The following is a 25,790-nucleotide window of genomic DNA, read 5'->3' on the forward strand; positions in this document are numbered from 1 at the left end:
CTTATTTCTCCTCCGCGACGCTTTCAGCAGCAGCTTCAGCGGCCGCAGCGGCATCTTCCTGCTCAATATTTTTCGGCATCATCATGATGGCAACGAAAATCGCAGTGATACCGCCGATAATTTTCCCTGCAATCATCGGGAAGATCATCGGTGCCATGTTGGCGGCCACAAAGCCCAGGTGGTCACCCAGTGCGAAGGCAGCGGACACGGAGAACGCACAGTTGATGATTTTGCCGCGGGTATCCATTTTCTTCATCATGCCGAACATCGGGATGTTGTTCGCGAGAGTCGCGATCATACCGCCTGCGGCCATGTTGTTGATTTTCAGCAGGCTGCCGATCTTCATAAAGGATTTTTCAAACCAGCGGGTCAGCAGCAGCACCATCGGGTACGCCCCTAACAGCACCGCAGAGATAGAACCGATAACTTCGATAGCGCGCATCACCTGGCCCGGCACATCACCTTCTGTCATAAAAATCGGATCCAGGCCCGGGATCAGGTTCCAGCCTACGGTGAACTTCGCTACTGCTGCCGCCAGACCGATAGTGATGATACCGACAAGGATTTTGGCGAAGATCTGGAAGCCGTTGATCATTTTCTCAGGAATGAATTTCAGGCCGAGACACACCAGCGCCGCCACGATGATCACCGGGATCATATTGACCAGCAGCATGGTCATGCTGAAATCCACGACCTGACCGTCAATTTCCACACCGGAGAATTTCGCCACCAGACCACCGGCAATACAACCGACCGGAATAGTCACGATACCGGCCAGCACACCGAGTGCCAGAAAACGGCGATCTTTCTTCTCGATAATGCCCAGCGCAACAGGAATGGAGAACACCATGGTCGCACCCATCATGGATGCCAGCAGTACGCCGGAATATAACCACGCAGCCACATCACCGCCGGACAGCTCTTTCGCGAGGAAGAAGCCGCCCATATCGATGGCCAGAATACTGCCCGCAAACACTGACGGGTTCGCACCCAGCATTTCATAGACAGGAATAATCACCGGCCCGAGCAGCATGGCGATCACCGGTGCCAGCGCGGTCATACCGACCATTGCCAGACCCAGTGCACCCATTGCCATAAAGCCTTCTTCAAACTGTTCACCGGAACCGGCAATGCCTTTCCCGACTTTACCCAGGCCGATCTTACCGAGGATTGCCTCTGAGCCACCGAACTGGCTGAAGATACGATCCACGGCTGCTATCAGCATAAAACTCATCATGATGTACATGATGATTTCATTAATGCCCATACCCTTCTCCTTCCGTGCCTGTCGCGCAGGCTGTTCTTATTGATTGACTCAGGCTGACTCGTAAATCGCCGTTATCTGAGCCGCTGTGACCGCGCGCGGATTGGTTTTGATGCAGATATCCTGCAATGCCGCTTTGGCAAAACCATCGAAATCCTCACGTTTTCCGCCCAGGGATGGCAGCGTCTGCGCGAGTTCCACGTCACTGATCAGTTGTTCCACGGCCTCAATGGCCTCCATGTCGGTCATCGGCCGCTGAGTCAGCGCATGACCAATTTCGCTGTACGCCTGTTTGCAGACCAGGCGGTTAAAACGCATTACCTGCGGCAGCATGACGGCATTCGCCTTGCCGTGCGGAATGTTGTATGCCGCGCCAATCTGATGCGCCATCGCGTGGCACAGCCCCAGACCGGCATTGGAGAACGCCATCCCGGCCATATAGGAAGCCAGCATCATGTCCTCGCGGGCTTTAATGTCATGCCCCTGACCGACAGCGATCGGCAGCGCGTGGCTGATCATGGAGATCGCCCGCAGTGCCAGCGCCTGTGTCAGCGGCGTGACGTTGCTCGCCACATACGCTTCAATCGCATGTGTTAAGGCATCGATACCGGTCATTGCTGTCACATGCGGCGGAACACCGAGTGTCAGACAGGCATCAATAATGGCGAGATCAGGCAGTAACTGGCTGTGTGCCAGCACCAGTTTGATATGATTTTCCGCAGTAATAATCACGGAAACATTGGTCGCTTCAGAGCCGGTACCGGCAGTGGTCGGGATAGCGATAAACGGCAGACGCGGATTGAGCGCCGCACCCGGCATCATATCCGCCAGCGGCAGATCCGGATTGGCAGCCAGCACAGCCACGGCTTTCGCCGCATCCAGCACCGACCCGCCGCCGAGGGCGATAATGCCGTCGCACTGCACGCTCAGCAGATGCTCAACGGTACGGAACACATCTTTATCCATCGGCTCGCCCGGCGGGCACGGCCAGATTTCATATGCAATGCCGCTGCGGCTCAGATTACGCTCCAGCACATCGGTAAGACCGGCCTGTAACAGCATGCCGTCCACCATAATAAAAACGTGCTTAATTCCGCGCTCCGCAAGAACATCCCCGCTGCGGCCGACGGCGCCCGGGCCGATTAATGTGGTCGGCGGGACAGAAAACTCACGCACCTGACGGGCATTCACCAAATCAAGCGCCTGATAGATAGCGGACTGAACCTCAGCCGCGGGTAAACGATTATCCGGCATGACGGTTTTCTCCCTGAGATACACCGCAGACGGCAATCGCCAGCGGCGTCATAAAAATAGAATGCTGTGGCAGTACCACGGTAAGATGCGGGAAACGCGCCTGAAACAGCGGCTGCACACCGGGCTGCATACAGGAGCCGCCCGCCAGCCACAGTTCAGTCACATCCTCACCGCGAATATGATCGTCGACGATATCCGTCATTTTTTCGTATACCGGACGAATAACCGGCCAGATGCTTTCACCGCGCTCACGCTTCATCTGCTCGGCATCTTCCAGTTCAATGCGCTGGTTGCCCGCCAGGGTCAGGGAAATATGATGACCGCCGGTGGCTTCGTCGCCGGAGCGGGTCACTTCGCCCTTCTGCACAATCGCGATCCCGGTGGTACCGCCGCCGATATCCACAACAGCGGCTTTATCCAGCCCCATCATGTCAGCGACCGCAGACGGCTCATCCAGCACTCTGGCGACCACCAGACCGGCAGATTCCAGCACATTCACGGAGATACGCGGATCTGTTCCCGGCGGGAATGACGTTGTCGCCACCTCAAACCGGAAACCGAACTGTTTTTCCAGCGCATCCAGATGTTTATTAACGATTTTTACCGCACCGAAGAAATCCCAGACCACACCGTCGCGCACCACATCTGCCCAGTCCAGGCACACCGCGACCGGCTGACCTTCCGCATTCACCACCATGGACACCACATCACAGGTACCGAGATCGATCCCCAGCCACAACGGCGCATCTTTGTGATCACCCGCCTGCGGCTGATTACAGATTTCCGCTGCCCGCTGTAAGCGCGATGCCAGCCATTCCTGATTGCGTTGAACCATCGGTTCCTCCGGTTTAAAACATAACGTCAGGGTTAACGTGAGTAACTCACACTAACCGGGAAAAAAGCGGTGAAGCCCGCAGGCCCCACCGCAGCGGCTTACACGATGCGGAATGAATCCACCATGGTGCAGCGGCGCAGACGAACGAACGTCCGCGCACAGGTCACACCTTCACCGGTCGGTGTGGTGATCGTCATGGTTGTCCAGCCTTCGCCGCCCAGTCCCAGACCGGCAATACACGGTCCGTTTTTCACGAAAATACTGGTATCGATGGCATTCGCCATGCGGTTCAGGTTGCTGATGTTATTGGAGTGCATCGCTGCGGTATGATGGCAGCCGCCTTCCAGTTTCACCGCCAGGTCAATCGCCTGATCCACATCTTTCACGCGGATGATCGGCAGAACCGGCATCATCAGTTCAGTGACGGCAAACGGATGTTTGCAGTCGGTTTCCGCGATCAGCAGACGGGTATCTGCCGGCACAGTCATACCGATAGCCGCAGCAATTTTCGCTGCATCACGGCCTACCCAGTCGCGGCTGACAGTGCCGTGGCCGGTTTCATCAACATTCTTCAGCAGAACCGGGATCAGCTTCTCGCTCTGTTCGCGGGTCAGTAATACCGCGTGATTACGCTGCATTTCGGTGATCAGTTTGTCTGCAATGCAGTCAACCGCGATCAGCACTTTTTCATCCGCACAAATGATGTTGTTATCGAATGATGCACCGTGAACAATGGCTTTCGCCGCACGTTCGATATCGGCAGTTTCATCCACCACGACCGGCGGGTTACCGGCACCGGCAGCGATCAGACGTTTGTTGGTGTGTTTGCGGGCGGATTCCACCACCGCATCACCCCCGGTCACGACCAGCAGGCCGATCCCCGGATATTTGAATAAACGTTGTGCGGTTTCGATATCCGGTTTGGCGACAGTCACCAGCAGGTTGTTCGGGCCGCCTGCGGCAACAATGGCTTCGTTCAGAATCGTGATGGTGCGCTGTGAGACTTTTTTCGCTGCCGGATGCGGCGCGAAAATCACACTGTTACCCCCGGCGATCATACTGATGGCATTGTTGATTGCCGTCGCCGCCGGGTTAGTGGATGGTGTGACAGAGGCGATAACACCCCATGCCGCATTTTCGATTAAGGTTAAACCGTGGTCGCCGGTTAACACTTCAGGACGCAGACACTCAACACCCGGGGTGCCGTTTGCCTGTGCTAAGTTCTTCGCGAGTTTATCTTCCACGCGGCCCATGCCGGTCTCTTCAACAGCCAGAACCGCCAGTTCGCGGGCATGTTCTGTTGCCGCACGGCGGATTGCGCCGATGCAGAGATTACGCATTTCAACAGTTTTTAATGATTTCTGTGCTTCTTTGGCGGCAAGAACGGCATCATCCAGGGATTCAAACACCCCGAAACCGTTATTCTGTGAGGCTGCCGCCTGCTGTGGTGCCGCTGATGCAGCCGCCGGTTGTGTGCCCGCACTCATGCTGGCCAGAACCGCTTTTACCACATTCTCAATTTCTTTCTGATCCATATTCACCCACGCCTCTTTCTGTGACTCGTTGCGGCGATTTATTTATGAAAAATCACCTGACTTTCCATAACGGCCTCATCCACAATGCCGATGATGCTGAGATCGACCGGTGACGCTTCTTTGCTCTGAGCACGCCGCGCCGAACTTCCGCTGACGATCAGCACCCATTCACCATTACCCGCACCGATACTGTCGGTTGCGACGGCCACCTCACCGTTAGGACGCCCCTGGCGGTCAATCATTTCCACCAGCAGTAATTTGTCGGATTCCAGTCCGGGATGACGCACGGTGCACACGATTTGTCCGATAACGACAGCCAGTTTCATGTTCACCTCTCTTTATATTTCAGCAGCCTGAATACAGCCGGCTACGGATTTCAGGTAAAAAAATCCCCTGCCGTCTGAGTGACAGCAAAAAAACCGGGGAGATTAAAATCGCGTGGCGTCAGAAGCACGCCACGCTAACAACGATTAATCGATTGATTTATCGCCGGACATTTTGATAGGAAACACTTCTTCCAGATCGCCATGCGGACGAGGAATAACGTGTACAGAGACCAGTTCACCGATACGCTGAGCTGCTGCCGCACCTGCGTCAGTCGCTGCTTTACATGCTGCAACATCACCGCGCACCATGGCTGTTACCAGACCACCGCCGATTTGTTTAACACCGACTAATTTAACGCGTGCTGCTTTGACCATCGCATCGGATGCTTCGATTAATGCAACCAGACCCTTAGTTTCGATCAGTCCTAATGCTTCCATGATATTTTCCTCTCATTGAGATCCCATCAGGGACCGGTTTAAATAACGCTTTCTGCTTCAGTGCGGCGGACAGGTTGTCCGGCCTGAGCTAACTGTGTTTGTGCTACCAGCACCAGTTCAATAATGTCGCGGGCATTACAGCCGCGTGACAAATCATGCACCGGTGCATTTAATCCCTGAATCAGCGGGCCGAGTGCCCGGTAACCGCCGAGACGCTGGGCAATCTTGTAACCGATATTGCCTGCTTCCAGTGACGGAAAGACCATGACATTTGCCCGCCCCTTTAACTCACTGTTCGGGGCTTTTTGCGCAGCGACACTTGGCACAAATGCCGCGTCGAACTGCAGTTCACCATCCGCCTGTAACTGCGGGGCGCGTGCATGAATAATTTCCACCGCCTGCTGCACCATCGCCACATTAGGATGTTTCGCGCTGCCTGCTGTTGAAAAAGACAACATCGCCACACGCGCGGTTTCACCGGTGATTGCCGTGAAGGTTTCCGCACTGCTCAGCGCAATATCCGCCAGCTGTGCAGAAGTGGGTTGAGGTACGACACTGCAATCAGCGAAACCCAGCACATTGCCTTCCGTTCCCGGCGGCAACATGATGAAAATAGATGATAATGTTTTAACGCCCGGCTTCAGGCCGATCACTTTCAGCCCGGCCCGCAGAACAGCGGCGGTTGACGAGATATTCCCCGCCACACATAAATCCGCTTTTCCGGCGGCAACCATGGCGGCACCGAACCACAGCGGCTGGCGCATGGCCTCATCCGCATCTTCCGGGGCTTTTTCGCCGAGGCGCGCGGTGATGGTATCCGCAAACTCTGCACGCCACTCATCCGCACTGTCCGGATCAATGGTGCTCAGGCCGTCCATAATGACACCGGTACGCAGCGAGAAATCACGCAGCGCAAACGGGTTTGCCAGCAGAACAGGCTCCGCCAGACCATTTTGTTTCAGATAACGGGCGGCGTGGATCACGCGCTCATCCAGCGCATCCGGCAGAACCACCCGCGGCGGGTTCAGTTTTGCCTGCTGACGGCATCGTTCAATGAGCATGTGTTCCCCCTTGCATCAGAGCCTGTTTCAGAGCCTGTGTGGTCATTACGCCGCCTTCGCGCACCACCATCACCATCAGGACATACACCGCACTGGAGAGGCGGTTAAGCGCCTGCATAATGTCAGGGCGGATGACCTGAAAATAACAATCGATATAAATACGTGCCGCACTGACTTCCGTTTCACGGACTTTGGTCCGCAGCAGGTTCAGCGCCGCCGCATCACGGCCGTGACTCACATCCGGAACGATATGGTCATGACCCAGGTATTTCAGCGGATTATGAGACAGCTTGTGCAGCTCATCCGCGTTCAGATCCGCAATACTCTGCTCACCGAGCGGTTCATTGAGCGCATCGGCACGCATAATATTGCCGAGCACAGAGCGGATATCCGCCAGCCAGCCTTTCAGCGGCGTCTGTGCAAATTCAGTCTGTAACCAGACGGCTTCGGCAATGGTGGCATCCAGCGCGGCGCGGAAGGCCAGACGCGGATCATTTTTCGCCACCATGGTGTGACCGTTAAGGTGTGTCAGCGTGTCCGGCTTTTTCGCCACCGGCTGATGGCATAATTCGCAGGCCGCGACATCCGCTTTATCCTTACTGGTTAACCCGTGTACCGCTTTCAGGTCAGGGACAGCCGTTTCGGTTTTACCGGATTCATCCGGCGTTTCCACAAACAGACGACCTTGTTTATCCTGAAATTTCACCTGTAAACGGCGGCTTTCGATCAGCTCACGGGCGGATGGTGTCATCCGGCTGTCAGCAGGCAGATGAATTTCACTGCCTTCGCTCAGCGTAAAGTTATCCCGCAACCAGTCTTCAGTGATAAAGGTCATGGCGATACCCCTCAGCAATCCTGCCAGTTAGCCGGCCAGGCCACATACAGGAAGCGGACAGTGGATGGTGTGCCGAACTCAATCGCGGAGCCTTTCGGAATAAACATCACATCCCCGGCTTTCGCGATCATGGTTTCGCCCTGATGGCGCACATGCAGCTCGCCTTCCAGAACCAGATCCACTTCGTCGTAATTCAGTGTCCACGGGAAGAATGCGTTTTCCCACTGCATAAACCCGGCAGCCATGCTGCTGTTGTCCTGCGCGGTGATCAGATCCGCAATCCCGACACGGTGCGGACCCGCACCATCGAAATTACCGAACTTAACCGAGCTGCTGTCGACCACTTTAATGCCGCCTTTGCCGGTGACACTGCGGTAGCTCTGGGTATTCGGGGTATCAGTGTTCTCTTCCGCCGGTTTGAATGCCGCCACTTTCGCTTTAATCTGCGCGATACGCTCCTGCACCACTTTATCGACCAATTGTGCAATCAGGGTTTCGGTGACATTGCCGTCAGGCAGCTGCGCGATAATGCACTCGCGGATTTTCTGACGCTCTGCGGATGAAATATTGGGTTCTGTTCCGGCGGTTGCGGCCAGCGGTGCGGCGGCCGGTGCGCTGTTCTGTGCGGCATCCACCTCACAAATCACAAAGCCCAATTGTTCAGCCACAACATGGGCTTCCGGCGTGACAATGCTCTCTTTCAGCACCACATCCAGACGGGTTTTGCCCGCTGCGTGTGCTTCCCGGATGTCATTGGCCGTTATTAGTTTCTTCATCGGATATTCCTCTTATTGGCTGTCGGCTGTGGCCAAAAACTGTTTCACTTTCAGGACGTCATCAGGATCAAGGCTGTTGATGGCAAGTAACGGTTCCTCAAACCCCCGCGTGGAGAGCAGCTCGCGCACGGCGGGCACATCCGCATCCGGTGCATCGGCTTTGCTGATAACCGCAAAGCGGCGCATACGGGGATAGATATCGAGTAATCCGGCAGGGATCCGGCACTCCGGGTTATTTGCCGCGTGGACATAAACCAGCACATCACAATCTGCCAGCGTATTAATCAGCGCGTGGTAGAGACGGGGATGGCTGAAATATTCACCCGGAGTATCAACACTGCCTTCATCATTGAACTCAATCGCCTGTGTTTTACGCGCAAGATCAAAATCTCCCTGCAACGCATTGAATAATGTCGTTTTTCCTGCACCCACATCACCCACAAACACAATTCGTTTCATTCAGACGGCATCCTTAACTGCACCCGCTCAGCTGCGGGTGATATCACAAACGGCATAATTGAGGAGCTGGCTTAACCCGCGTACAGTCTGGATCAATGCTTCTTCCACTGCGCCGACAGAGCCGTAAATCACGAGAGCACCGGTGAAACGGTCAAGAAAGCCGATATCCACACCAGCGGCCTTTGTGGCAAGATCACCCGCAATCATTGCGGTTTCGCCGGGTGTCAGCGTCATAATGCCGATGGCTTCAGCACCGGGAACCCCGATTTTTTTCGCCAGATCACTGCCCGGATGCGCAATCAGATGCGCCAGCGTGACCTGTTTGCCGGGAACAAATTCCTGGATGATACGTTCCTTTTCCATCGTGCTTACCTCGTCACTCTCCTCATAAGAATTGATTCAATCCTAGTCACACTCTTAAAAAGGGGATAACAAAAATCGGCAATCACGATTAAATGTTGAAACAGATCACTAATTGGCAGAATTGTTAATTTGGTAACAAACAGCGATCACCCGGGGAAAAGGCACGGAAATTGAATCTGTTATTTTTCACAGGATTGTTTCAGATGCGGTAATAAGCAAAATACGTAGTACTGAAATGCGTAAAATACAGCAATTGCCTTACCCGCGATATTCCGGTAAGGCAATAAGAGAGAAAGCGGGTTCGCGGTGTGATTATTTCTGTGTGTCACGAATAAAGTTTTTATCCGGCGACTGCTTGAGCAGACTGATAAACAGGTCCTCTTCTTCCGGGATGATATCCTTGATAAGACATCCTATCCCTATTGTGTAACTGTTTGTATTTGATAATATATTATTCATCGATCCCCGGTCATGGGTATAGATAACCCGGTCCGGGTCCTCAATCACAATCGCCTCTTCCATAAAAAACATTTCACTGAGAAAATCACTGTTATTCTGTACGTACATCACGGCCGGGTAATTTGCCAGCTCGCGGATATTAATCTTTTTTATACTGTACCAGCGGGTGTGTCCGGCAAATAAAATCAAATAGCCTTTTTTATCAGGATATAGATTTTTCTTATGATACGAACGGGGAAATAAAATAGTTATAAGAACCAGTGAGATAAATATTCATTTTCTGTTATTTTCCCGTCTGATAAAAAATAAAGCAGACAGCCTGCTATTTTTATCAATCCGGAATGAGAAACCGGTCACAACGGGGATTTTCGCCGGATCACCGGCAGAGTGTGAAGTATCCCGCAAATTGACATTTATTTATCACTTCCTCACTTGTACGTACAATAGCACTCACGTAACGTATAAACCAATCTGGTTTAAACCAAAAAAAGGTCATCCGATGAAAACAACACAAACTGCAGCTGATCTTGCCAGAGAGAAACTCGATGCCATGCTGACCGCCGGCGTTATCGCGCCCGGAGACAAGCTGCCCGCAGAACGTCCGCTGACAGAACAACTCGGTGTCAACCGGATGTCACTGCGCCAGGCACTGCTCAGCCTGGAAAATGACGGAAAGATCTTCCGCAAAAACCGCAGCGGGTGGTTCGCAGCCCTGCCGGTCTTCAATTACAACCCGAAATCCCCGGCAAGTTTTAATCAGGCGGCAAAAGCACAGGGACGGGTACCGTCATGGGAATACACAGACAAACTGACGGTCACTGATGCCCCTGCGGAGATTACCGGTAAATTCGGTCTTGCGGCCGGTGATGCGGTGTATCTCATTACCGGATGGGGGGCACTGGACGGGCATAAAGTGTTCTGGCACCAGACCTATATTAACCCGGCTGCCGGTCCGGACTTTACCGCAAAACTGGATAACCACTCTTTCGCGGCAATCTGGGAAGAAAAATACAATATCACCACCACGACTGCCGGACTGGCATTCAAACCGGCCCGGATGCCGGAAACCGCCAGTAAGGCTATCGGCTGTACAGCGAATTCCCCCGGCATCCGGGTGGAAAAATACCGCTGTGATGCGGAACATAATATCGTTCAAATCGACATTGAGTACTGGCGGTTTGAATCTGTTTATTTTTTTGTTGAGCTTTAGACACAGGAATCTGAATCATGAATACTGATGATGCCCGCCGGATTATTGAACGTGCAGATAAATTACCGTTATATCTGCATGCCTACGCCTATCATCTGAATATGCGTTTTGAAAAAATATTGCCGGGTGACTTACTGGATATCGCAAACGAACATCATTTGCCGGGCGTCAAAATACATGTGCTGGATGGTGAAACACAATCTCTTTCAACCATGACAGACGAACAGCTTGAGGCTTTTGCAGAGAAGGCAAAACGCTATCATCTGGATATTAATATTGAAACCAGCGCCTCCGATAATAAAACCCTGGATGATGCAGTCAGAATCGCACTGAAAACCGGGGCAAGCTCTGTCCGTTTTTATCCGCGCTATGAAGGTGCGCTGTCTGACGTGCTCCGCCGTATTTCCGCAGATATCGGTTATTTAAAAACACACTATCAGCACTCCGGTCTGACATTTGTTCTGGAACAGCATGAAGATTTAAAAAGCCACGAGCTGGTTAAACTGATAAAAGAAGCTGATTTCCCGGAACTGACGCTGTTATTTGACTTCGGCAATATGATCAATGCCTGTGAATTACCGATGGAAGCCCTGGCAGTCATGCAGGATCATATTACTCAGGTGCATATCAAAGATGCAGTGATTCTGGAGGAAGGTGATGGTTTCGGCCATACCGCCTGCCGTTCCGGGGAAGGTAATCTGCCGTTTAAAGAGATGCTGCGGGCATTAATATGTCTGGGTAAAGAGAAACCACAGGTTATTTCCTACGGGCTGGAAGAAGAAGTGGATTATTACGCACCGGCCTTCCGTTTTAAAAATGAAGGGAATGATCCGTGGATCCCGTGGCGTCAGCTGAGTGAAACACCGTTACCTGAAAATGAAATTGAAGAACGTCTCGCCCGTGAAAAAGAAGATGCCGTCAATCAGCTGATTTATGTCCGTAACGTCATTGATGAAATAAAAACAGAGGCACTTGCCGTTATTAATAAATAAAAAAATATCAGCACTACACACCATTAATTTAAAAACAACACTCAACACTGACTGAAAATTATTTTTCAGTCGGGAGGCACACTATGCTTGATAAAAAAAGATAGGCTATATTCAGCCTGTTAGTTCTGTGCGGCGGTACTATCTATAAATTACCGTCACTGAAAGACGCATTTTATGTTCCGATGCAGGAATATTTCCATCTGACAAATGGTCAGATTGGTAATGCCATGTCAGTAAACTCAATTGTGACGACCATTGGTTTCTTTTTATCTATTTATTTTTCTGACAAATTACCGCGCCGTCTGACAATTTCATTCTCATTAATTGCAACCGGCCTGCTGGGCAACAGCTCACAGCAGGGCCGGATATTCGGCTTCTTTGAAACCGGCCGCGGTGTGGTCGATACCGTGGTGGCCTTCTCCGCTCTTGCGGTCTTTGCCTGGTTCGGCAGTGGTTATCTCGGTTTTAAAATGGGGATCTTATTTTATTCCGGCGTGGCTATTCTGGTCGGTGGTATTATCTTCCTGTTCCTGAAAGATGATAAACACGCCGTCACCGAACCGGTGAATGAATCCGGTGAAAATAAAGAGAAAAAACCCGGCGTCAGCGCGGTATTAAAAGACGGCACTGCCTGTCGCACTGGCCGGTATTTACGGTATTCTGAATCAGTATTGCCTGAAAATGGTCGGCGGCCCTATCGGCGGATTAATCGCGGATAAGATTTTAAAATCACCGACCAAATACCTGTTTTATACCTTTATTATCAGTGTGATTGTCCTGGTCACCTTTATTTTCCTGCCGCACGAAAGTATGCCGGTGTATTTGAGTATGGTCTGCACACTGGGCTTCGGTACTATTGTTTTCACTCAGCGCGCGATTTTCTTTGCGCCGATTGGTGAAGCCAATATCAAAGAGTCCAGTACCGGGGCTGCAATGGCACTGGGCAGCTTTATCGGTTATGCCCCGGCCATGTTCTGCTTCAGCCTCTACGGCCATATTCTCGACAGCTATCCGGGCATGACCGGTTACAAAATCGTGTTCGGCCTGATGGCATTGTTTGCCTGCTGCGGCGCTTTCGCTTCCGGTATTCTGATTATCAGTATTAAAAACCGCAAAGCTCGCGCTGATATGATGGCATCTTCCCGCTAATCATACCGTACGGATAACATCCCCCTGATATACGGTGGTGTTATCCGTTTCTGTTTTCCGGATGGTTATTTCAGATATCTCCCTTTAGTTAAATATATTTCTTTTAATCCGGAAATTGTGTCATATGTCGTGAAATATATATTTGTCATTAAATGAGTAAAAATAACCGGTTGAAAAACCAATACATCACTACCCCTTAAGGAGTATTGACAAAAATTATTTAAAGCAATGAATTACATAAGCTGAATTGATTAAGCTGCATTTGATATACATCAATGAGAAAAACCGGGATCGCCGTATTTTTAGCCTTAATCCACACAAAATCTGAGGCTGAAATGAGCAACGTCAAGTTAGCAATCATCGGTAACGGTATGGTCGGCCACCGCTTTACCGAAGAGCTTACCGATAAAGCGGACGCCGGACAGTTCGATATCACCGTATTCTGCGAAGAGCCGCGTGTCGCTTATGACCGCGTGCATCTCTCCTCCTATTTTTCTCATCATACGGCGGAAGAATTATCCCTGGTTAAACCCGGTTTCTATGAAAAACACAATATTTCGGTATTAATCAATGAGCGGGTGATTACCGTTAACCGTCAGGAAAAGGTGCTGCATACCAATACCGGCCGCACTGTGCATTATGACAAACTGGTGATTGCGACCGGCTCTTATCCATGGATCCCGCCGATCAAAGGCAGTGATACCCGCGACTGTTTTGTTTACCGGACGATTGAAGATCTCAATGCCATTGAAGCCTGCGCCCGCCGCAGCCGCAAAGGTGTGGTGATCGGCGGTGGTCTGCTGGGGCTGGAAGCCGCCGGGGCCCTGAAAAACCTGGGTATTGAAACCCATGTTATTGAATTTTCGCCAGTCCTGATGGCGGAACAGCTCGATGCGCTCGGCGGTGAACAGCTGAAGCAGAAAATTGAACGGATGGGTGTAACGGTACATACCGGCAAAAACACCACGGAAATTACCGCATCCGGCAGCGGAGAGAGCCGCAAAGTGCTGCATTTTGCCGATGGTTCATCGCTGGAGACCGATTTTGTCGTCTTTTCCACCGGGATCCGCCCGCGTGACCGGCTTGCCCGTCAGTGCGGACTGGCCGTGGCGGAGCGCGGCGGTCTGGTGATTAATGACCAGTGTCAGACATCTGACCCGGATGTGTATGCTATCGGGGAATGCGCGTCATGGCACGGCAGAACTTACGGACTGGTGGCACCGGGCTACAAAATGGCACAGGTGGCGGCTGATCATCTGCTGGGGAAGGAGAATCAGTTTACCGGTGCGGATATGAGCGCAAAACTGAAACTGCTGGGTGTGGATGTCGGTGGTATCGGCAATACACATGCGACAGACGACGGCTGCCACAGTTATATTTATCTCGATGAAGCCAATGAGGTTTATAAGCGGCTGATTGTCAGCGACGATAATAAATATCTGCTGGGTGCGGTGCTGGTCGGGGATACCGAAGATTACGGTAATCTGCTGCAACTGGCACTGAACCGTATCGAACTGCCGGAAAATCCGGATGTTCTGATCCTCCCGGCACACGCCGGCAGCAAACCGGCGATCGGCGTGGAATCCCTGCCGGACAGTGCACAAATCTGTTCCTGTTTTGATGTCACCAAAGGAGACATTATTCAGGCCATTCATAACGGTTGCCAGACGGTTGCGGATATCAAAGCGGAAACCAAAGCCGGTACCGGCTGCGGCGGATGTGTTCCGCTGATCACTCAGGTGCTGAATACAGAACTGACTAATCTGGGTATTGAGGTGAATCATCACCTATGCGAGCATTTTGCCTATTCCCGCCAGGAGCTGTATCACCTGATCCGCGTGGAAAAAATCACTACCTTTGATGAGCTGCTGGGCCGCTACGGAGAAGGTTATGGCTGTGAAGTGTGCAAACCGACCATCGGCTCACTGCTCGCGTCCTGCCGGAATGACTATATTCTGCGCGACGATCTGGTGCCGTTACAGGATACCAACGATAATTTCCTCGCCAATATGCAGAAGGACGGCACCTATTCGGTGATCCCGCGCTCACCGGGCGGCGAAATCACCCCGGGAAGGTCTGCTGGCTATCGGTACAGTTGCACAGGAATACAATCTGTATACCAAAATTACCGGCTCACAGCGTATTGCGATGTTCGGGGCGCAAAAGCAGGATTTACCGGCTATCTGGGAAAAACTGATCGCCGCCGGATTTGAAACCGGGCACGCCTATGCCAAAGCACTGCGGATGGCGAAAACCTGTGTCGGCACGGCATGGTGCCGGTTCGGGGTCGGTGACAGCACCGCGCTGGGCGTTGAGCTGGAACACCGTTATAAAGGTATCCGCACCCCGCATAAAATGAAATTCGGCATCTCGGGCTGCACCCGCGAGTGCTCGGAGGCGCAAGGGAAAGATATCGGGATTATCGCCACCGACAAGGGCTGGAACCTGTATGTCTGCGGAAACGGCGGCATGAAACCGCGCCACGGCGATCTGCTGATGGCTGACCTTGATAAAGAGACCCTGATACGCTACATCGACCGCTTTATGATGTTTTACATCCGCACCGCCGACAAACTCAGCCGGACATCCACCTGGCTGGAAAGCCTGGAGGGCGGGATTGATTACCTGCGGGATGTGATTGTCAGCGATAAACTGGGGCTCAATGCACAGCTGGAGCAGGAACTGGCGCAGCTGCGCGAAAAAGTGACCTGCGAGTGGCAGGAAACGGTGAACAACCCGCATGCCCGCAAACGCTTCAGTCACTTTGTTAACAGCCCGCTGCCGGATCCGAATGTGCAAATGGTAAGTGAGCGCTCACAACATCGTCCGGCCCGCCCGGAAGAGCGGATTGCTGTCACTCTGATCGGGGAGGAATAATCATGAGTCAATGGATTACGGTTTGTCAGGTCAGTGATATCACCCCGGGAACCGGTGTGTGTGCGCTGGTAAAGGGTGAACAGGTGGCGCTGTTCCGTCCTTATCCGGACGAGCGCATTTTTGCCCTGAGTAATATCGATCCTTTTGCGCAGGCCAGTGTGCTGTCGCGCGGATTAATTGCAGAGCATGACGGCTCGCTGTGGATTGTCAGTCCGCTGAAAAAACAGCGTTTCCGGCTGACGGACGGGTTGTGTGCGGAAGACGCCGCATATTCCGTCGCCGCCTTTGCCGTTAAGGTGACGGATGGCACTGTGAGTGTTTCCGCCGTGCCGCAGTAACCCCATACAAAAAAAAGCGCAAAATGACTGAGGGCATTTTGCGCTTAATACTTAGTACATAACACATAAAACTGATTTTTTATTGTTGCGCGGTATCTGTATCCCTTGTACCGCGCCTGTCTTGTTTATTCTGAACGACCGGTCAGGCTGACGTTGTGGCCTGTGCTACCGGAGGTTCAATAACTGCCTTTGGTTTTCCGCGGCAGCCTTCACCGTAGTGCTCACCTTCCCAGCGGCCGACGATAGCGGCACCGATGGCGTTACTCATTACGTTAGTGGCAGAGCGGCCCATGTCGAGGAACGGATCCACACCCATCAGCAGAATCAGACCCGCTTCCGGAATGTTGAACTGGTTCAGTGTCGCCGCGATAACCACCAGAGACGCACGCGGTACACCGGCCATCCCTTTCGATGTCAGCATCAGAATCAGCAGCATGGTAACCTGCTCACCCATAGACAGGGTGATGTTACATGCCTGAGCGATAAAGATAACCGCGAATGAACAGTAAGCCATTGAACCGACGAGGTTAAAGGAGTAACCGATTGGCAGTACGAAGCTGGCGATCTTGTTGGAAACACCGAACTCTTCCAATTTTTCCAGAGTACCCGGGAATGCAGCTTCAGAACTTGATGTGGTGAATGCCAGCAGTGCAGGTTCAGTGATACCTTTGGTCAGACGGAAGATACAGCGGCCGACAACCACCGCAGCCAGACCAATCAGAATCACCCACAGCATCGCCAGTGTGAAATAGAACTCACCCATAAAGATACCGGCGCTGACCAGAACACCCAGACCACGCTCTGCAATCATACCGGAGATAGCGGCAAACACTGTCAGTGGTGCGAACAGCATGACGTAACCGGTTAATTTCAGCATCAGGCTGACGAGGGATTCCAGCACATTCACAATCGGCAGGCCTTTCTCACCGATAGCGGAGAGACTGATACCCATAAAGATTGAGAATACAACGATCTGCAGAATTTCGTTACGCGCCATTGCATCAACGATACTGGTCGGAATCGCATGAGCAATAAAGGTTTTGAAGGAGAAAGGAACAGGTTCCACAATACCCTGAACCGCACCGGCAGTATCCGCAACGAAGTTAATACCTGCGCCCGGCTGGAACAGGTTAACAATAACCAGACCTAACAGGATTGAGATAAAGGATGCGCAGATAAATAAGAATAGTGTTTTGGAGAAAACACGACCTAACGTTTTCGCATCACCCATTTTCGCGATACCAACAACCAGTGTTGATATAATCAATGGGGCGATAATCATTTTAATCAGACGTAAGAAGATATCGGTAATAATGGAGATATCTTTTGCATAGACCTTATTAAATTCAGCAGATGCCATTTCATTAAAGCTGAAGCCGACAATCACACCGACAATAAGACCAATGACTATCCAAGTGGTTAAACTCTTCGATTTCATAATAATTCCATTCTGTGTTGGGTCGCATTTATTCTCAACTTACTTAATATCCTCTGAAATTTTATTTCAGTTATTTTTACCCAGCCTTCCGTGGCTTTAAATATTAAATAATTTTATACATCACACTGAGAAAAATGACGATTTCTGTTTCTGAAATCGATGTGGAGCGCGGGGGAACCCCGTACGCCACACCGAGTTGTCGTACTAATGAGATATTGAATGACTGATATTGTTAAATATCAAATTCCATTTTTAATAAAGGCGCATGTTGCTGGGCACCATAAACATCGGTATCTCCGACAGCACCAGAAACAATATGTCTCGGCATTACAATTTTCACAGCATTCGCCGGGTCAAACCAGACAATATTATCGATAAAGTCAGGTTTCACACAATACAGACCAGCGACTAAGTCTTTATTAAATTGTTTTGAATTTTTTACCGCGGTATAAGTTTCTTTATCCTTGAATAAAATATCCATCACAATTTCATACGGACCGGAGTTTTTAGAACGCACAACTTTGGCTAATTCTAAAATTGACTTTTTCATTTCGCCACTCCTTCAGGTGTTACATTCTCCATACGGAATGTGAATTTAATATCCGGGGTGTATTCCATCAGATGATAGATGGAGAACTCATACACTTTACCGGCACGGATATCCGACGGAGAGAACGGGAAGGCTAAGTTGCCCGCGGTGGCGATACGGCCATCATACCCGTAGTGCAGCATAGTGGAACGTGCCAGGGAACAGATACTGTCTGCCTGCTCCTGGGTAGGAGCAACAACATCCAGTAAAATACCCAGCTCATAACTCTTGGTCACAGTTTCAGGTTCTGCGTCACCCATCACACCGTTTTTACCGTACAGATGGAAATTCATTTTCACGGTATCAGGGTCGATGCTGAGGTTTTTCTCAACACTTTTACGCACTTCCACCAGAATCTTATCCATACCGGCGATCATGATAGGGTCATGCGTACCGGCGATAGTGATGGTGCGGTAACCGACCGGACGTGCAGCTTCCAGTTTAACGGTATACGGTGTTGATACATGGCGTGAACCGGTTACACGAACCTGCCCGTTACCCAGATCTTCAAACTTACACTCTTTCAGATCCAGCACACCGCCCGGTCCCGGTAATACGTACGGGTTGGATTTCTCATACAGGGTGTGAGCCGCTGCTGAGGTGTCCGTAAACTTACGGATCGGGTTGAATGCTTTCAGGGTGAAACCGGTTTCGTCGATAATACCCATTGCACAGTCAGATCCGGAACCCGGGGTGGCTGCGATTGCCGCACACTCCAGAATCTTACCGCAGTGCAGTGCCAGACCTTCGTCAAACCCTTTCATAATCGGCAGAGCCGCGAAGCAGCAAGGGTCATAAGAACGGCCGGCCAGAACAACCTGAGCACCGGCTGCCAGTGCTTCCTGGAACGGCTCGACACCCATCTGAGCAACGATATAGGTACTTTCGTCGATCACTTCATGCGTCAGTTCAGGCACGAACGCCAGCGGCGTAATTTTGCCTGCATCCAGCGCTTCGTGAACGGTTTTCTTCTCAACATCCGCAGGGATCAGGGCCATCTTGAATGACAGACCTTCTTCCTTTGCCAGTTCCAGAATGATTTCTCGGCACCATTCCAGATGAGGCTGTGCACCTGAACCACCGGCAGTACCGATGACAACCGGAATATTGTTTTTCACACCGGCTTTCAGCATATAACGCAGGTCGCGTTTTACCCCGGCACGGTCGGTAAAGGCTTTACCGGAACCGAGGTAGTGAGGACCCGGGTCAGAAGACCCGGCGTCGACGGCGATAAGATCCGGCGATTCTTCCATCGCCTTCATAAAACTCTCTTCCGGAAATCCGTACCCCAGGATGGCAGTAGGGGACAGGATTTTAAATGTCCTGGACATAATGCTTCCTTATGCTTTTGCTTTCAGTACAGCCAGTGTGCGGTTCATTTCGTTATGAACAATGTTCATACCTTCATCGAAGCCCATACCCGGCTTGATCAGCATACGCATCGGACGTGTCGCAATCGCGATATGCACACAGGTACGCGCACTGACGTCGGTTTCGTTACAGGTACCGCCCTGGTATGCTTCCATACCGTGTTTCTGGCAGTACAGCACCGCGTCAGCGATGTTGTGAACAGAACCCAGGTCAGGGGTTTTGATCTGAACCATGTCACAGCAGCCGGCATCCGTGAAGTCGATGATGTCCTGACAGGTGTTACACCATTCGTCAGCAACGATTTTGACTTTGGAACCCAGTTTTTTCAGGTGATCCATAATGCCTTTCATCAGGCGGATCTGGTCTGGTTTGTTACCTGCGTCAACCGGACCTTCGATGTACAGTTCCAGATCACCGGCCTGCTCCTGCAGACTTGCGATGTACTCTGCGCAACGAATCGGATCTTTGTCGAAAATTAAACCGATGGTGCCGTAAACGTCGATGTGCAGAGACGGTTTGTAAGTGTCTTCTGTACGTAATTCAACGATACGTTTGGCCAGCCACTCAACATAAGCGCGCAGTTTTTCACCCTGACGGCCCAGTTTTTCATCCACGTTGTTGATGAGGCCGTGCGGCAGAACGTCAACGTGTTTGAGGATCATTTTGTCCACAGCGTTGTAGCGGTCATCACCACTCTGACCGAACAGAGGGATTGGCTCAGCCACAACCGGCAGATGCCACTCGTCGCACACAACTTCAGCTTTCAGACGGTTGCTTGCCAGTGCTGTAGCGTCCAGCAGAGCCTGGGACAGACCATAACGGATAGCGGTATGCAGTTGTTTGCCTTCCACTTTCAGTTCATCGAAGAACTTAGCGTTGTTGCGGAACTCACTGACATCACGGCCTTCCAGCAGCGGTTTGATGTGTTTTTCCAGGAACGGAATGAAGTTTTCCGCCAGGAATAACGGGTCACGACCACCCGCACCGGAGTATTGAACCGCGGCACAGTCACCCATTGCCACAGAACCGTTTTCCAGGATTAACTGGACTGACACACACTCACCCGCCTGACGCACTGCGGTAAAGCCCGGAGTGACCGGCTTACCGGTGTAGACGAAACCGTCGTGACCTGCGCCGTCTTTGATAGCCTGCTGGTCGTCAAAATAGAAGGATGAGTTACCCGCCGTGAACAATGCCTGTTTAATTTTCATTATGGTCTTCCTACTAATTTACTGTGAGATACTGCGTTAATATCATCAATAATCATCTGGAATGAAGCTTCACGACCCTCTTCGCGGGCACGCTCAGCAACGAAATCATGGTGCATGGACAGAACGTCATCCGGCAGCGGAACCGCGCCTGCGTCGAACACACGGATTGCACCGTTGTTGTCGCGGATAGGCATCATCTTGCCGGAGTTACACATCGCAGGAGCGAACGGAATATCCAGAACACCGGCTTCGAATGCGCGGACAGTACCGACTGCAATGTCGCCGTTACCCAGTTCAAGGACTTTCTTCATCACTGCGCGGACTTCGCGTTTAATCAGTTCCACTTCCAGATCCACGTCTTTGCACGGCGGGAATTTCTGGTCGCGGACCATGTTCAGCATCTGGTTGGAGGCACGCAGACCCTGGCAGTTCGCTTCCGCAGTCGGGATACCGAATGCTTCATGCGGAGACTTGGTGATTACTTTGGTTGCACCGGACATACCGGCAACCGCCGCACCCCAGGAGATAACTGCCGCCGCACGGGATTCATCTTCAGGGAAACCGCCCATCCACTGGTGGAATACGGTACTCAGCTCATAATCTTCGTAGCCGTAAGCGCGGAAATATTCATGAGACAGTTCACGCAGGGAGCGGATTGCCGCGATATCCTGCACTAAGTTACCGACCTGGCCGTAACCGACGGTGATGGATTTAACGCCCTGCTCCAGCGCCACCAGACCTTCGATGATTGCCACAGTGTGGGAAATGAATGGCGGGATCAGCGTACCGGTTAACGGACCGAATGGTTCGCGGTTGATACGGATACCGTTTTCTTCATATAAACCGATTACGCGGTCGCAGTACTGCCAGTCACGGATGGATTTTTCCAGGGTGACGCGTTTTGCGTAAGGGATGTTATAGGAGATACCGCCGCCTTCGTAACTGGTGAAACCACTCGCCATGGAGATTTCACACAGCAGACGTGCATCCGGGGTTCCGTGACGGATCTGCAGTGGTTTATCCAGGGATTCAGTGATGTGACGGCAGGCTGCAACACCGTGGTTAACCACCGGCAGGCCGTTCAGTTTAGAGGTACCGGCTTCAACAGATTTCTGGATACCGACTGCCGCTTCTTCATAACGGTTCAGACGGGTATACGCATCGATAGTGGTCGGCAGCAGGTCACACTCTTTCTGCAGTTTTTTCAGCAGCTCGATGTGCTCTTCGATTAAGGCAACACCTGCACGCGGCTGGCTTAATGTGATGCCGTCGCGGTCAGCTTCGAATAATTTTTTGGCAAAGTTTTTATCTTCAGAGATAGTCGCCTGATATTTGACACCATCTTCAAAGTTTTCCACGTCTTTCCCTGTCACCCAGGTCTTTAATACGTCTTTGCGCTCGGCCATGAAGTCGTCGATTGCAATTTTTTTATTCTTCAGTTCCATTTAATGGCTCCAATAATCTTGCTATCTGGTCAAAATCTGCACGCCGGTCTGAGCTGCTGCTTTCGGATACCGGCAGGCGACGTTGGCTAACAGAGGAAATAACCCTTGTGAATCCCGGTAGTACTCAAATTCGTCCGGCAGCAGAATCTGACGGCCTTTGTTATCGAATTTGCGGTACCGCATATACTGTTTAATGTCAAAATCAGCTGTCCGCGACAACCAGCCGCCGGTACCGATGATTTTGCTGACCCGTGATAAATCACGGCCAATCTGTAAATCCACCGTACCTGCACAGGTGGTCACCTGCTGTTTTGTGCCCGCATGGCGTTCAGTTCCCAGTGCGACACAAATACCGGCTAACAGATGGTCATAAACACGTTCTTCGTCCGTCTGAGGCAGATAATCAGGGTGCTCATTGACATAACGGGTGTAGCGGTAAAAGGCATCCAGCTGCTCCGGATGATTCACAAACTGCGCTTCGGCTAATTCGCGGCCTGCCTCACCGGCGATTACCGCCGATACACGCATGCCAAGGTCACCTTCCACAGTCCGTTTCACTTTCGGCTCCGGAATCCCGTGTAAAATGGTATCCGGCAGTAAGCTGTTGTTGCAGGACGAATAAATATCCGTCGTTGCGCCACCCATATCCATCAGCACAAACTCTTCCCAGCCGGGAACGTTGTCACGGATTTGCTGTACTAACTCAAAGACAGAGAATGGTGTCGGACGCGGCTCTTCGCCGGTCTGTTCAACAATGACGTCCAGTCCCTTGCCCTTCACAATCTTTTTCAGAAAAATGTCACAGATAGCTTTACGCGCATCAAACGGGTTCGGACTATCCAGACTCGGTAAAATGTTGTTAACGACAGTCAGTTCTTTATGGCCGAGGATCTCAGCAATATCGTCCTGAATATCACGGTTACCCGCATAAATGATGGAACAGTTCAGATCGGATTCCGCCAGCATTTTTGCGTTTTGTAATCCGTATCCGACATCGCCGCCATCCGTCCCGCCGGTGAACAGGAAAATATCCGGGGGTGTCTGTTCGAGTTTGCGGATATCAGTCCGGTTGAGCTTGTACGCAAAGTGCTGAGACACTTTTGCGCCCGCTGAGTGAGCAGTGACTTTTGCTGACTCAAGGGTAATTGTCGGAACCAGACCCAGTGCCGCTACCGCTAACCCGCCTTTGGCGGAAGAGGAATAGTTAATGTTAACTTTCCCGGCTTCCAGTAAAGGACGCGCATCGGACACATTGAGGATTTTATTCAGTACAGTGAAAAATCCGTCTGCCAGATGGTCAATCGTCGTGGGGGTCAGGGCATAATTCTTTAATTCAATATGATCATCACTTCCCACGTCGAACACGGCACCTTTTGTCCAGGTTGAACCGATATCTATCGAGACGTTGATCATTACGCGGTCATTCCTTCTTTGCGGGCCGGGCTTTTTTCAATGTCTTTTTTCATGACATCGCAGACGTATTCCAGGTCAGTGCTCGGGAAGAACACGCGGTTAAAGCCCATGTCGCTGAATTTTTTCTCGATTTCAGCCGGTTCCTGTTTACCGATAACCAGGTTACCGCCGACATACAGCAGAATTTCGCCCAGACCACGTTCGATGCAGCGCTCACGCATACCTAAACAGTCCACTTCGCCGTGACCGTAAATAGAGGAAACAACGATTGCCTGCGCGCCGGTTTCAATAGCGGCGTCGATATATTCGTCCTGGCTGACCATGACACCCAGGTTAATCACATTAAAATTGTGCTGGGAAAACACGCGATCTAAAACTTTGTTACCGACGGCATGGCAATCGGCACCAATTACACCAATAACAATGGTAGGCTTCTGCATGATATACCTCTAAATAAACTGAATGTTCGGAATTAAAGTTAAAACAAAATCTGTTAAATCCGTTTGGTATTAATTAAGAAAGTATCTAAGTACAAATCAGGTGTTCATCCCTATTTAATTCCTTAACTTTCCACTGATGATAATGTGCAATTCAGGGGATTTAAAAACAATTGATATAAAGTAAGGATATCTTGCAAAAACGGAATGGTTTTCGGTGGGGTATAAAACACGATGCAGATCACACTTAAATTCCATTTAAAATCATATAGATACCATCAAAAACAACAAACAAAAACTTTAATTAACAATTATTTAAACCTAATGACAAATAAATCAATCCTGATTTTGTGATCATTGTTATATTATTAAATTCACCATAAATAGCAATTAATTTTTAATGTTTAAAATATATTTTATAGTATATTCCACATGAATATATTTTGATAAAAAATGACGAAATAGTGTGACGAACATCTTATTAAAGTATGCAACGGAATGCCACAGAGAAATAAAAAAATAAATGATACAAAAAAGTAAATGGCTTATTATTAATATGATAATGATGCTGTCTTGTTTTTGTTATTCCAATGGCTGAAATAAGCCATTCAGCTCACATAATTACCCCGGAACCGCTATTACGGTGCCGGGGTTTTATTTTTTCAGCGGATTCCGTGCTCTTCGGTAAACTGAGCCAGCAGGTAATTAAGGTAGTCAGTCAGCAGTTCCTCATCTTCCAGCGGCAGGAGTTGTTCCAGGGCGGTGTCGGTAAAGAACTTCTGCCAGAACAGCCGTTTGGCATCGCGGGAAGCATTGGTGGCTTTAACCTGCTCGCGCAGCCGTGCGGCGGCACGCAGCTTCACCGGGGCATCCGCCGGAATCGCCTGCATAACACGGTGTTTCAGAAACTGTGTATAGACCGGGTTTCCGCCGCAGGTCAGCGCAATCTGAACCGGCGGGACATCAATGGTGGCCGGGGAGATAAATGAGGCGCTTTCCGGCGCGTCAGTCACGTTACAGAAGCAGTGACGGGCATTGGCCTGTTCCAGCACCTGCTGATTTACCTCCGGTGAGTCTGTCGCGGCAAAGGCCAGCCAACAGCCCTGCGGCCACAGTGCAGCATCAAAGTCCGCTTCTGTCAGCGTAAGATGCGGATTTCCCGCCAGAGCGGTGAGATCTCCGTGGAACCAGCGGGCAATGACGGTGACATGCGCCCCGGCCTGTAACAGTGTCCGGCATTTATGGGCGGCAACTTCCCCGCCCCCCACGACCAGACAGGTCTTTCCCTGTAAATCACAAAACAGCGGATAACGCAGCATAGTGTCTCCTTTGCGGACAGCGTCAGAATCAGTTGTCTGAATCATATCCTGCCCGTTACCGGGACGCAGCAAAGCGGCGCGTACTTTGTGGGGCAGCGCGTTAAATTGAGGGGAAATGCTCAGCACCTGAGTCTGTTGTTAATAAAGAAGGCGGAATGCTCAGCACCGGGACCGGGCTGATAACCGGCAAAACGAAAAGTCGCTGTAAACACTTCCCTGTGCGCTCAGGCGCGTCATCCATGACGCGCATGCTTTTCGTCTCTCTGCCGGTTATCTGCCTTTTACTTTTGCTGCGGATGGAATTATGCGAACTTTGGTTCGGTGGCCTGTTGTTAACAAAGGGGGGTGAAACGCTCAGCACCGGGGCCGGGCTGATAACCGGCAAAACGAAAAGCC

24 protein-coding genes and 2 pseudogenes are annotated in these 25,790 nt (G+C 51.1%); 5 read left to right on the top strand and 21 right to left on the bottom strand.

Annotation, left to right across the window (positions count from 1 at the left end; all coding sequences use genetic code 11):
* Nucleotide 1 precedes the first annotated feature (1 nt).
* The 12 genes from eutH to HMPREF3119_RS03615 all read right to left on the bottom strand — a co-directional run bounded on the left by eutH (nt 2) and on the right by HMPREF3119_RS03615 (nt 9,713).
* Nucleotides 2-1,267 carry an ethanolamine utilization protein EutH gene (gene eutH, locus HMPREF3119_RS03560; RefSeq protein WP_004238998.1) on the bottom strand — a complete coding sequence of 422 codons (1,266 nt, stop codon included), beginning with the start codon at nt 1,265-1,267 and terminating at the stop codon, nt 2-4.
* 48 nt (nt 1,268-1,315) lie between these two features.
* Entirely contained in the window at nt 1,316-2,518 is a 1,203-nt protein-coding gene (locus HMPREF3119_RS03565) for an iron-containing alcohol dehydrogenase (RefSeq protein WP_004236096.1), read from the bottom strand.
* Complete coding sequence (gene eutJ, locus HMPREF3119_RS03570; protein ID WP_004236098.1) at nt 2,508-3,353, bottom strand: ethanolamine utilization protein EutJ; 846 nt, start codon at nt 3,351-3,353, stop codon at nt 2,508-2,510. The genes HMPREF3119_RS03565 and eutJ overlap by 11 nt, the downstream gene beginning before the upstream one ends.
* Nucleotides 3,354-3,451: 98 nt before the next feature.
* Nucleotides 3,452-4,888 (bottom strand): aldehyde dehydrogenase family protein, encoded by a 1,437-nt coding sequence (locus HMPREF3119_RS03575; protein ID WP_004236100.1) that lies wholly within the window; start codon nt 4,886-4,888, stop codon nt 3,452-3,454.
* A 38-nt stretch (nt 4,889-4,926) separates the two neighbouring features.
* The gene (eutN, locus tag HMPREF3119_RS03580) at nt 4,927-5,214 is read right to left on the bottom strand and encodes an ethanolamine utilization microcompartment protein EutN (RefSeq protein ID WP_004236102.1); all 288 of its coding nucleotides are present in this window, start codon (nt 5,212-5,214) and stop codon (nt 4,927-4,929) included.
* A 144-nt stretch (nt 5,215-5,358) separates the two neighbouring features.
* Nucleotides 5,359-5,652 carry an ethanolamine utilization microcompartment protein EutM gene (eutM, locus tag HMPREF3119_RS03585; protein WP_004236103.1) on the bottom strand — a complete coding sequence of 98 codons (294 nt, stop codon included), beginning with the start codon at nt 5,650-5,652 and terminating at the stop codon, nt 5,359-5,361.
* A 38-nt stretch (nt 5,653-5,690) separates the two neighbouring features.
* Nucleotides 5,691-6,713, bottom strand: a complete 1,023-nt coding sequence (gene pta / locus HMPREF3119_RS03590; RefSeq protein WP_004236104.1) for a phosphate acetyltransferase — start codon at nt 6,711-6,713, stop codon at nt 5,691-5,693.
* Nucleotides 6,703-7,548 carry an ethanolamine utilization cob(I)yrinic acid a,c-diamide adenosyltransferase EutT gene (eutT, locus tag HMPREF3119_RS03595; RefSeq protein ID WP_004239002.1) on the bottom strand — a complete coding sequence of 282 codons (846 nt, stop codon included), beginning with the start codon at nt 7,546-7,548 and terminating at the stop codon, nt 6,703-6,705. The genes pta and eutT overlap by 11 nt, the downstream gene beginning before the upstream one ends.
* A gap of 11 nt (nt 7,549-7,559) precedes the next feature.
* Nucleotides 7,560-8,324 (bottom strand): ethanolamine utilization acetate kinase EutQ, encoded by a 765-nt coding sequence (eutQ, locus tag HMPREF3119_RS03600; RefSeq protein ID WP_004236107.1) that lies wholly within the window; start codon nt 8,322-8,324, stop codon nt 7,560-7,562.
* A gap of 12 nt (nt 8,325-8,336) precedes the next feature.
* Nucleotides 8,337-8,783, bottom strand: a complete 447-nt coding sequence (eutP, locus tag HMPREF3119_RS03605; protein ID WP_036418865.1) for a EutP/PduV family microcompartment system protein — start codon at nt 8,781-8,783, stop codon at nt 8,337-8,339.
* Nucleotides 8,784-8,810: 27 nt separating this feature from the next.
* Nucleotides 8,811-9,146 (bottom strand): ethanolamine utilization microcompartment protein EutS, encoded by a 336-nt coding sequence (eutS, locus tag HMPREF3119_RS03610; RefSeq protein WP_004236109.1) that lies wholly within the window; start codon nt 9,144-9,146, stop codon nt 8,811-8,813.
* Between the two features lie 312 nt (nt 9,147-9,458).
* Nucleotides 9,459-9,713 (bottom strand): hypothetical protein, encoded by a 255-nt coding sequence (locus HMPREF3119_RS03615; protein WP_105369943.1) that lies wholly within the window; start codon nt 9,711-9,713, stop codon nt 9,459-9,461.
* A 391-nt stretch (nt 9,714-10,104) separates the two neighbouring features.
* On the opposite strand from HMPREF3119_RS03615, the gene HMPREF3119_RS03620 reads away from it, so the two are divergent.
* The 5 genes and pseudogenes from HMPREF3119_RS03620 (at nt 10,105) to nirD (ending at nt 16,171) form a co-directional block, all read left to right on the top strand.
* Nucleotides 10,105-10,815: a UTRA domain-containing protein gene (locus tag HMPREF3119_RS03620; RefSeq protein WP_004236111.1), complete on the top strand. Its 711-nt coding sequence runs from the start codon at nt 10,105-10,107 to the stop codon at nt 10,813-10,815.
* Between the two features lie 17 nt (nt 10,816-10,832).
* Nucleotides 10,833-11,807, top strand: a complete 975-nt coding sequence (locus HMPREF3119_RS03625) for a sugar phosphate isomerase/epimerase family protein (RefSeq protein ID WP_064483883.1) — start codon at nt 10,833-10,835, stop codon at nt 11,805-11,807.
* Between the two features lie 107 nt (nt 11,808-11,914).
* A pseudogene (locus HMPREF3119_RS03630) lies at nt 11,915-12,956 on the top strand (MFS transporter).
* A gap of 335 nt (nt 12,957-13,291) precedes the next feature.
* A pseudogene (nirB, locus tag HMPREF3119_RS03635) lies at nt 13,292-15,833 on the top strand (nitrite reductase large subunit NirB).
* Nucleotides 15,834-15,835: 2 nt separating this feature from the next.
* Nucleotides 15,836-16,171, top strand: coding sequence for a nitrite reductase small subunit NirD (gene nirD, locus HMPREF3119_RS03640; protein WP_004236118.1), 336 nt, complete (start codon nt 15,836-15,838; stop codon nt 16,169-16,171).
* Nucleotides 16,172-16,313: 142 nt separating this feature from the next.
* Here the strand turns inward: nirD and HMPREF3119_RS03645 are convergent, their stop codons facing one another.
* The 9 genes from HMPREF3119_RS03645 to HMPREF3119_RS19475 all read right to left on the bottom strand — a co-directional run.
* Nucleotides 16,314-17,609, bottom strand: coding sequence for a dicarboxylate/amino acid:cation symporter (locus tag HMPREF3119_RS03645; protein WP_004236120.1), 1,296 nt, complete (start codon nt 17,607-17,609; stop codon nt 16,314-16,316).
* Nucleotides 17,610-17,841: 232 nt separating this feature from the next.
* Nucleotides 17,842-18,159, bottom strand: coding sequence for a DUF4387 domain-containing protein (locus tag HMPREF3119_RS03650; RefSeq protein WP_004236121.1), 318 nt, complete (start codon nt 18,157-18,159; stop codon nt 17,842-17,844).
* Nucleotides 18,156-19,529, bottom strand: coding sequence for an acyclic terpene utilization AtuA family protein (locus HMPREF3119_RS03655; RefSeq protein ID WP_004239011.1), 1,374 nt, complete (start codon nt 19,527-19,529; stop codon nt 18,156-18,158). The genes HMPREF3119_RS03650 and HMPREF3119_RS03655 overlap by 4 nt, the downstream gene beginning before the upstream one ends.
* Nucleotides 19,530-19,538: 9 nt before the next feature.
* Nucleotides 19,539-20,780, bottom strand: a complete 1,242-nt coding sequence (locus HMPREF3119_RS03660) for a methylaspartate ammonia-lyase (protein ID WP_004236123.1) — start codon at nt 20,778-20,780, stop codon at nt 19,539-19,541.
* A complete protein-coding gene (locus HMPREF3119_RS03665) occupies nt 20,780-22,225 on the bottom strand; it encodes a methylaspartate mutase subunit E (RefSeq protein ID WP_004236125.1) in 1,446 nt (481 codons plus the stop codon). The genes HMPREF3119_RS03660 and HMPREF3119_RS03665 overlap by 1 nt, the downstream gene beginning before the upstream one ends.
* Before the next feature lie 21 nt (nt 22,226-22,246).
* On the bottom strand, nt 22,247-23,638 hold the full coding sequence (glmL, locus tag HMPREF3119_RS03670; RefSeq protein WP_004236127.1) for a methylaspartate mutase accessory protein GlmL: 1,392 nt from the start codon (nt 23,636-23,638) through the stop codon (nt 22,247-22,249).
* Entirely contained in the window at nt 23,638-24,078 is a 441-nt protein-coding gene (glmS, locus tag HMPREF3119_RS03675; protein WP_004236129.1) for a methylaspartate mutase subunit S, read from the bottom strand. The genes glmL and glmS overlap by 1 nt, the downstream gene beginning before the upstream one ends.
* A 659-nt stretch (nt 24,079-24,737) precedes the next feature.
* A complete protein-coding gene (locus HMPREF3119_RS03680) occupies nt 24,738-25,439 on the bottom strand; it encodes a precorrin-2 dehydrogenase/sirohydrochlorin ferrochelatase family protein (RefSeq protein ID WP_225310093.1) in 702 nt (233 codons plus the stop codon).
* A gap of 55 nt (nt 25,440-25,494) precedes the next feature.
* Nucleotides 25,495-25,790, bottom strand: a 296-nt coding sequence (locus tag HMPREF3119_RS19475; RefSeq protein ID WP_210388493.1) for a hypothetical protein, incomplete at its 5' end; no start/stop codon positions are given.

It is taken from the genome of Morganella sp. HMSC11D09, assembly GCF_001807955.1.
GTDB classification, from domain to species: domain Bacteria; phylum Pseudomonadota; class Gammaproteobacteria; order Enterobacterales; family Enterobacteriaceae; genus Morganella; species Morganella morganii.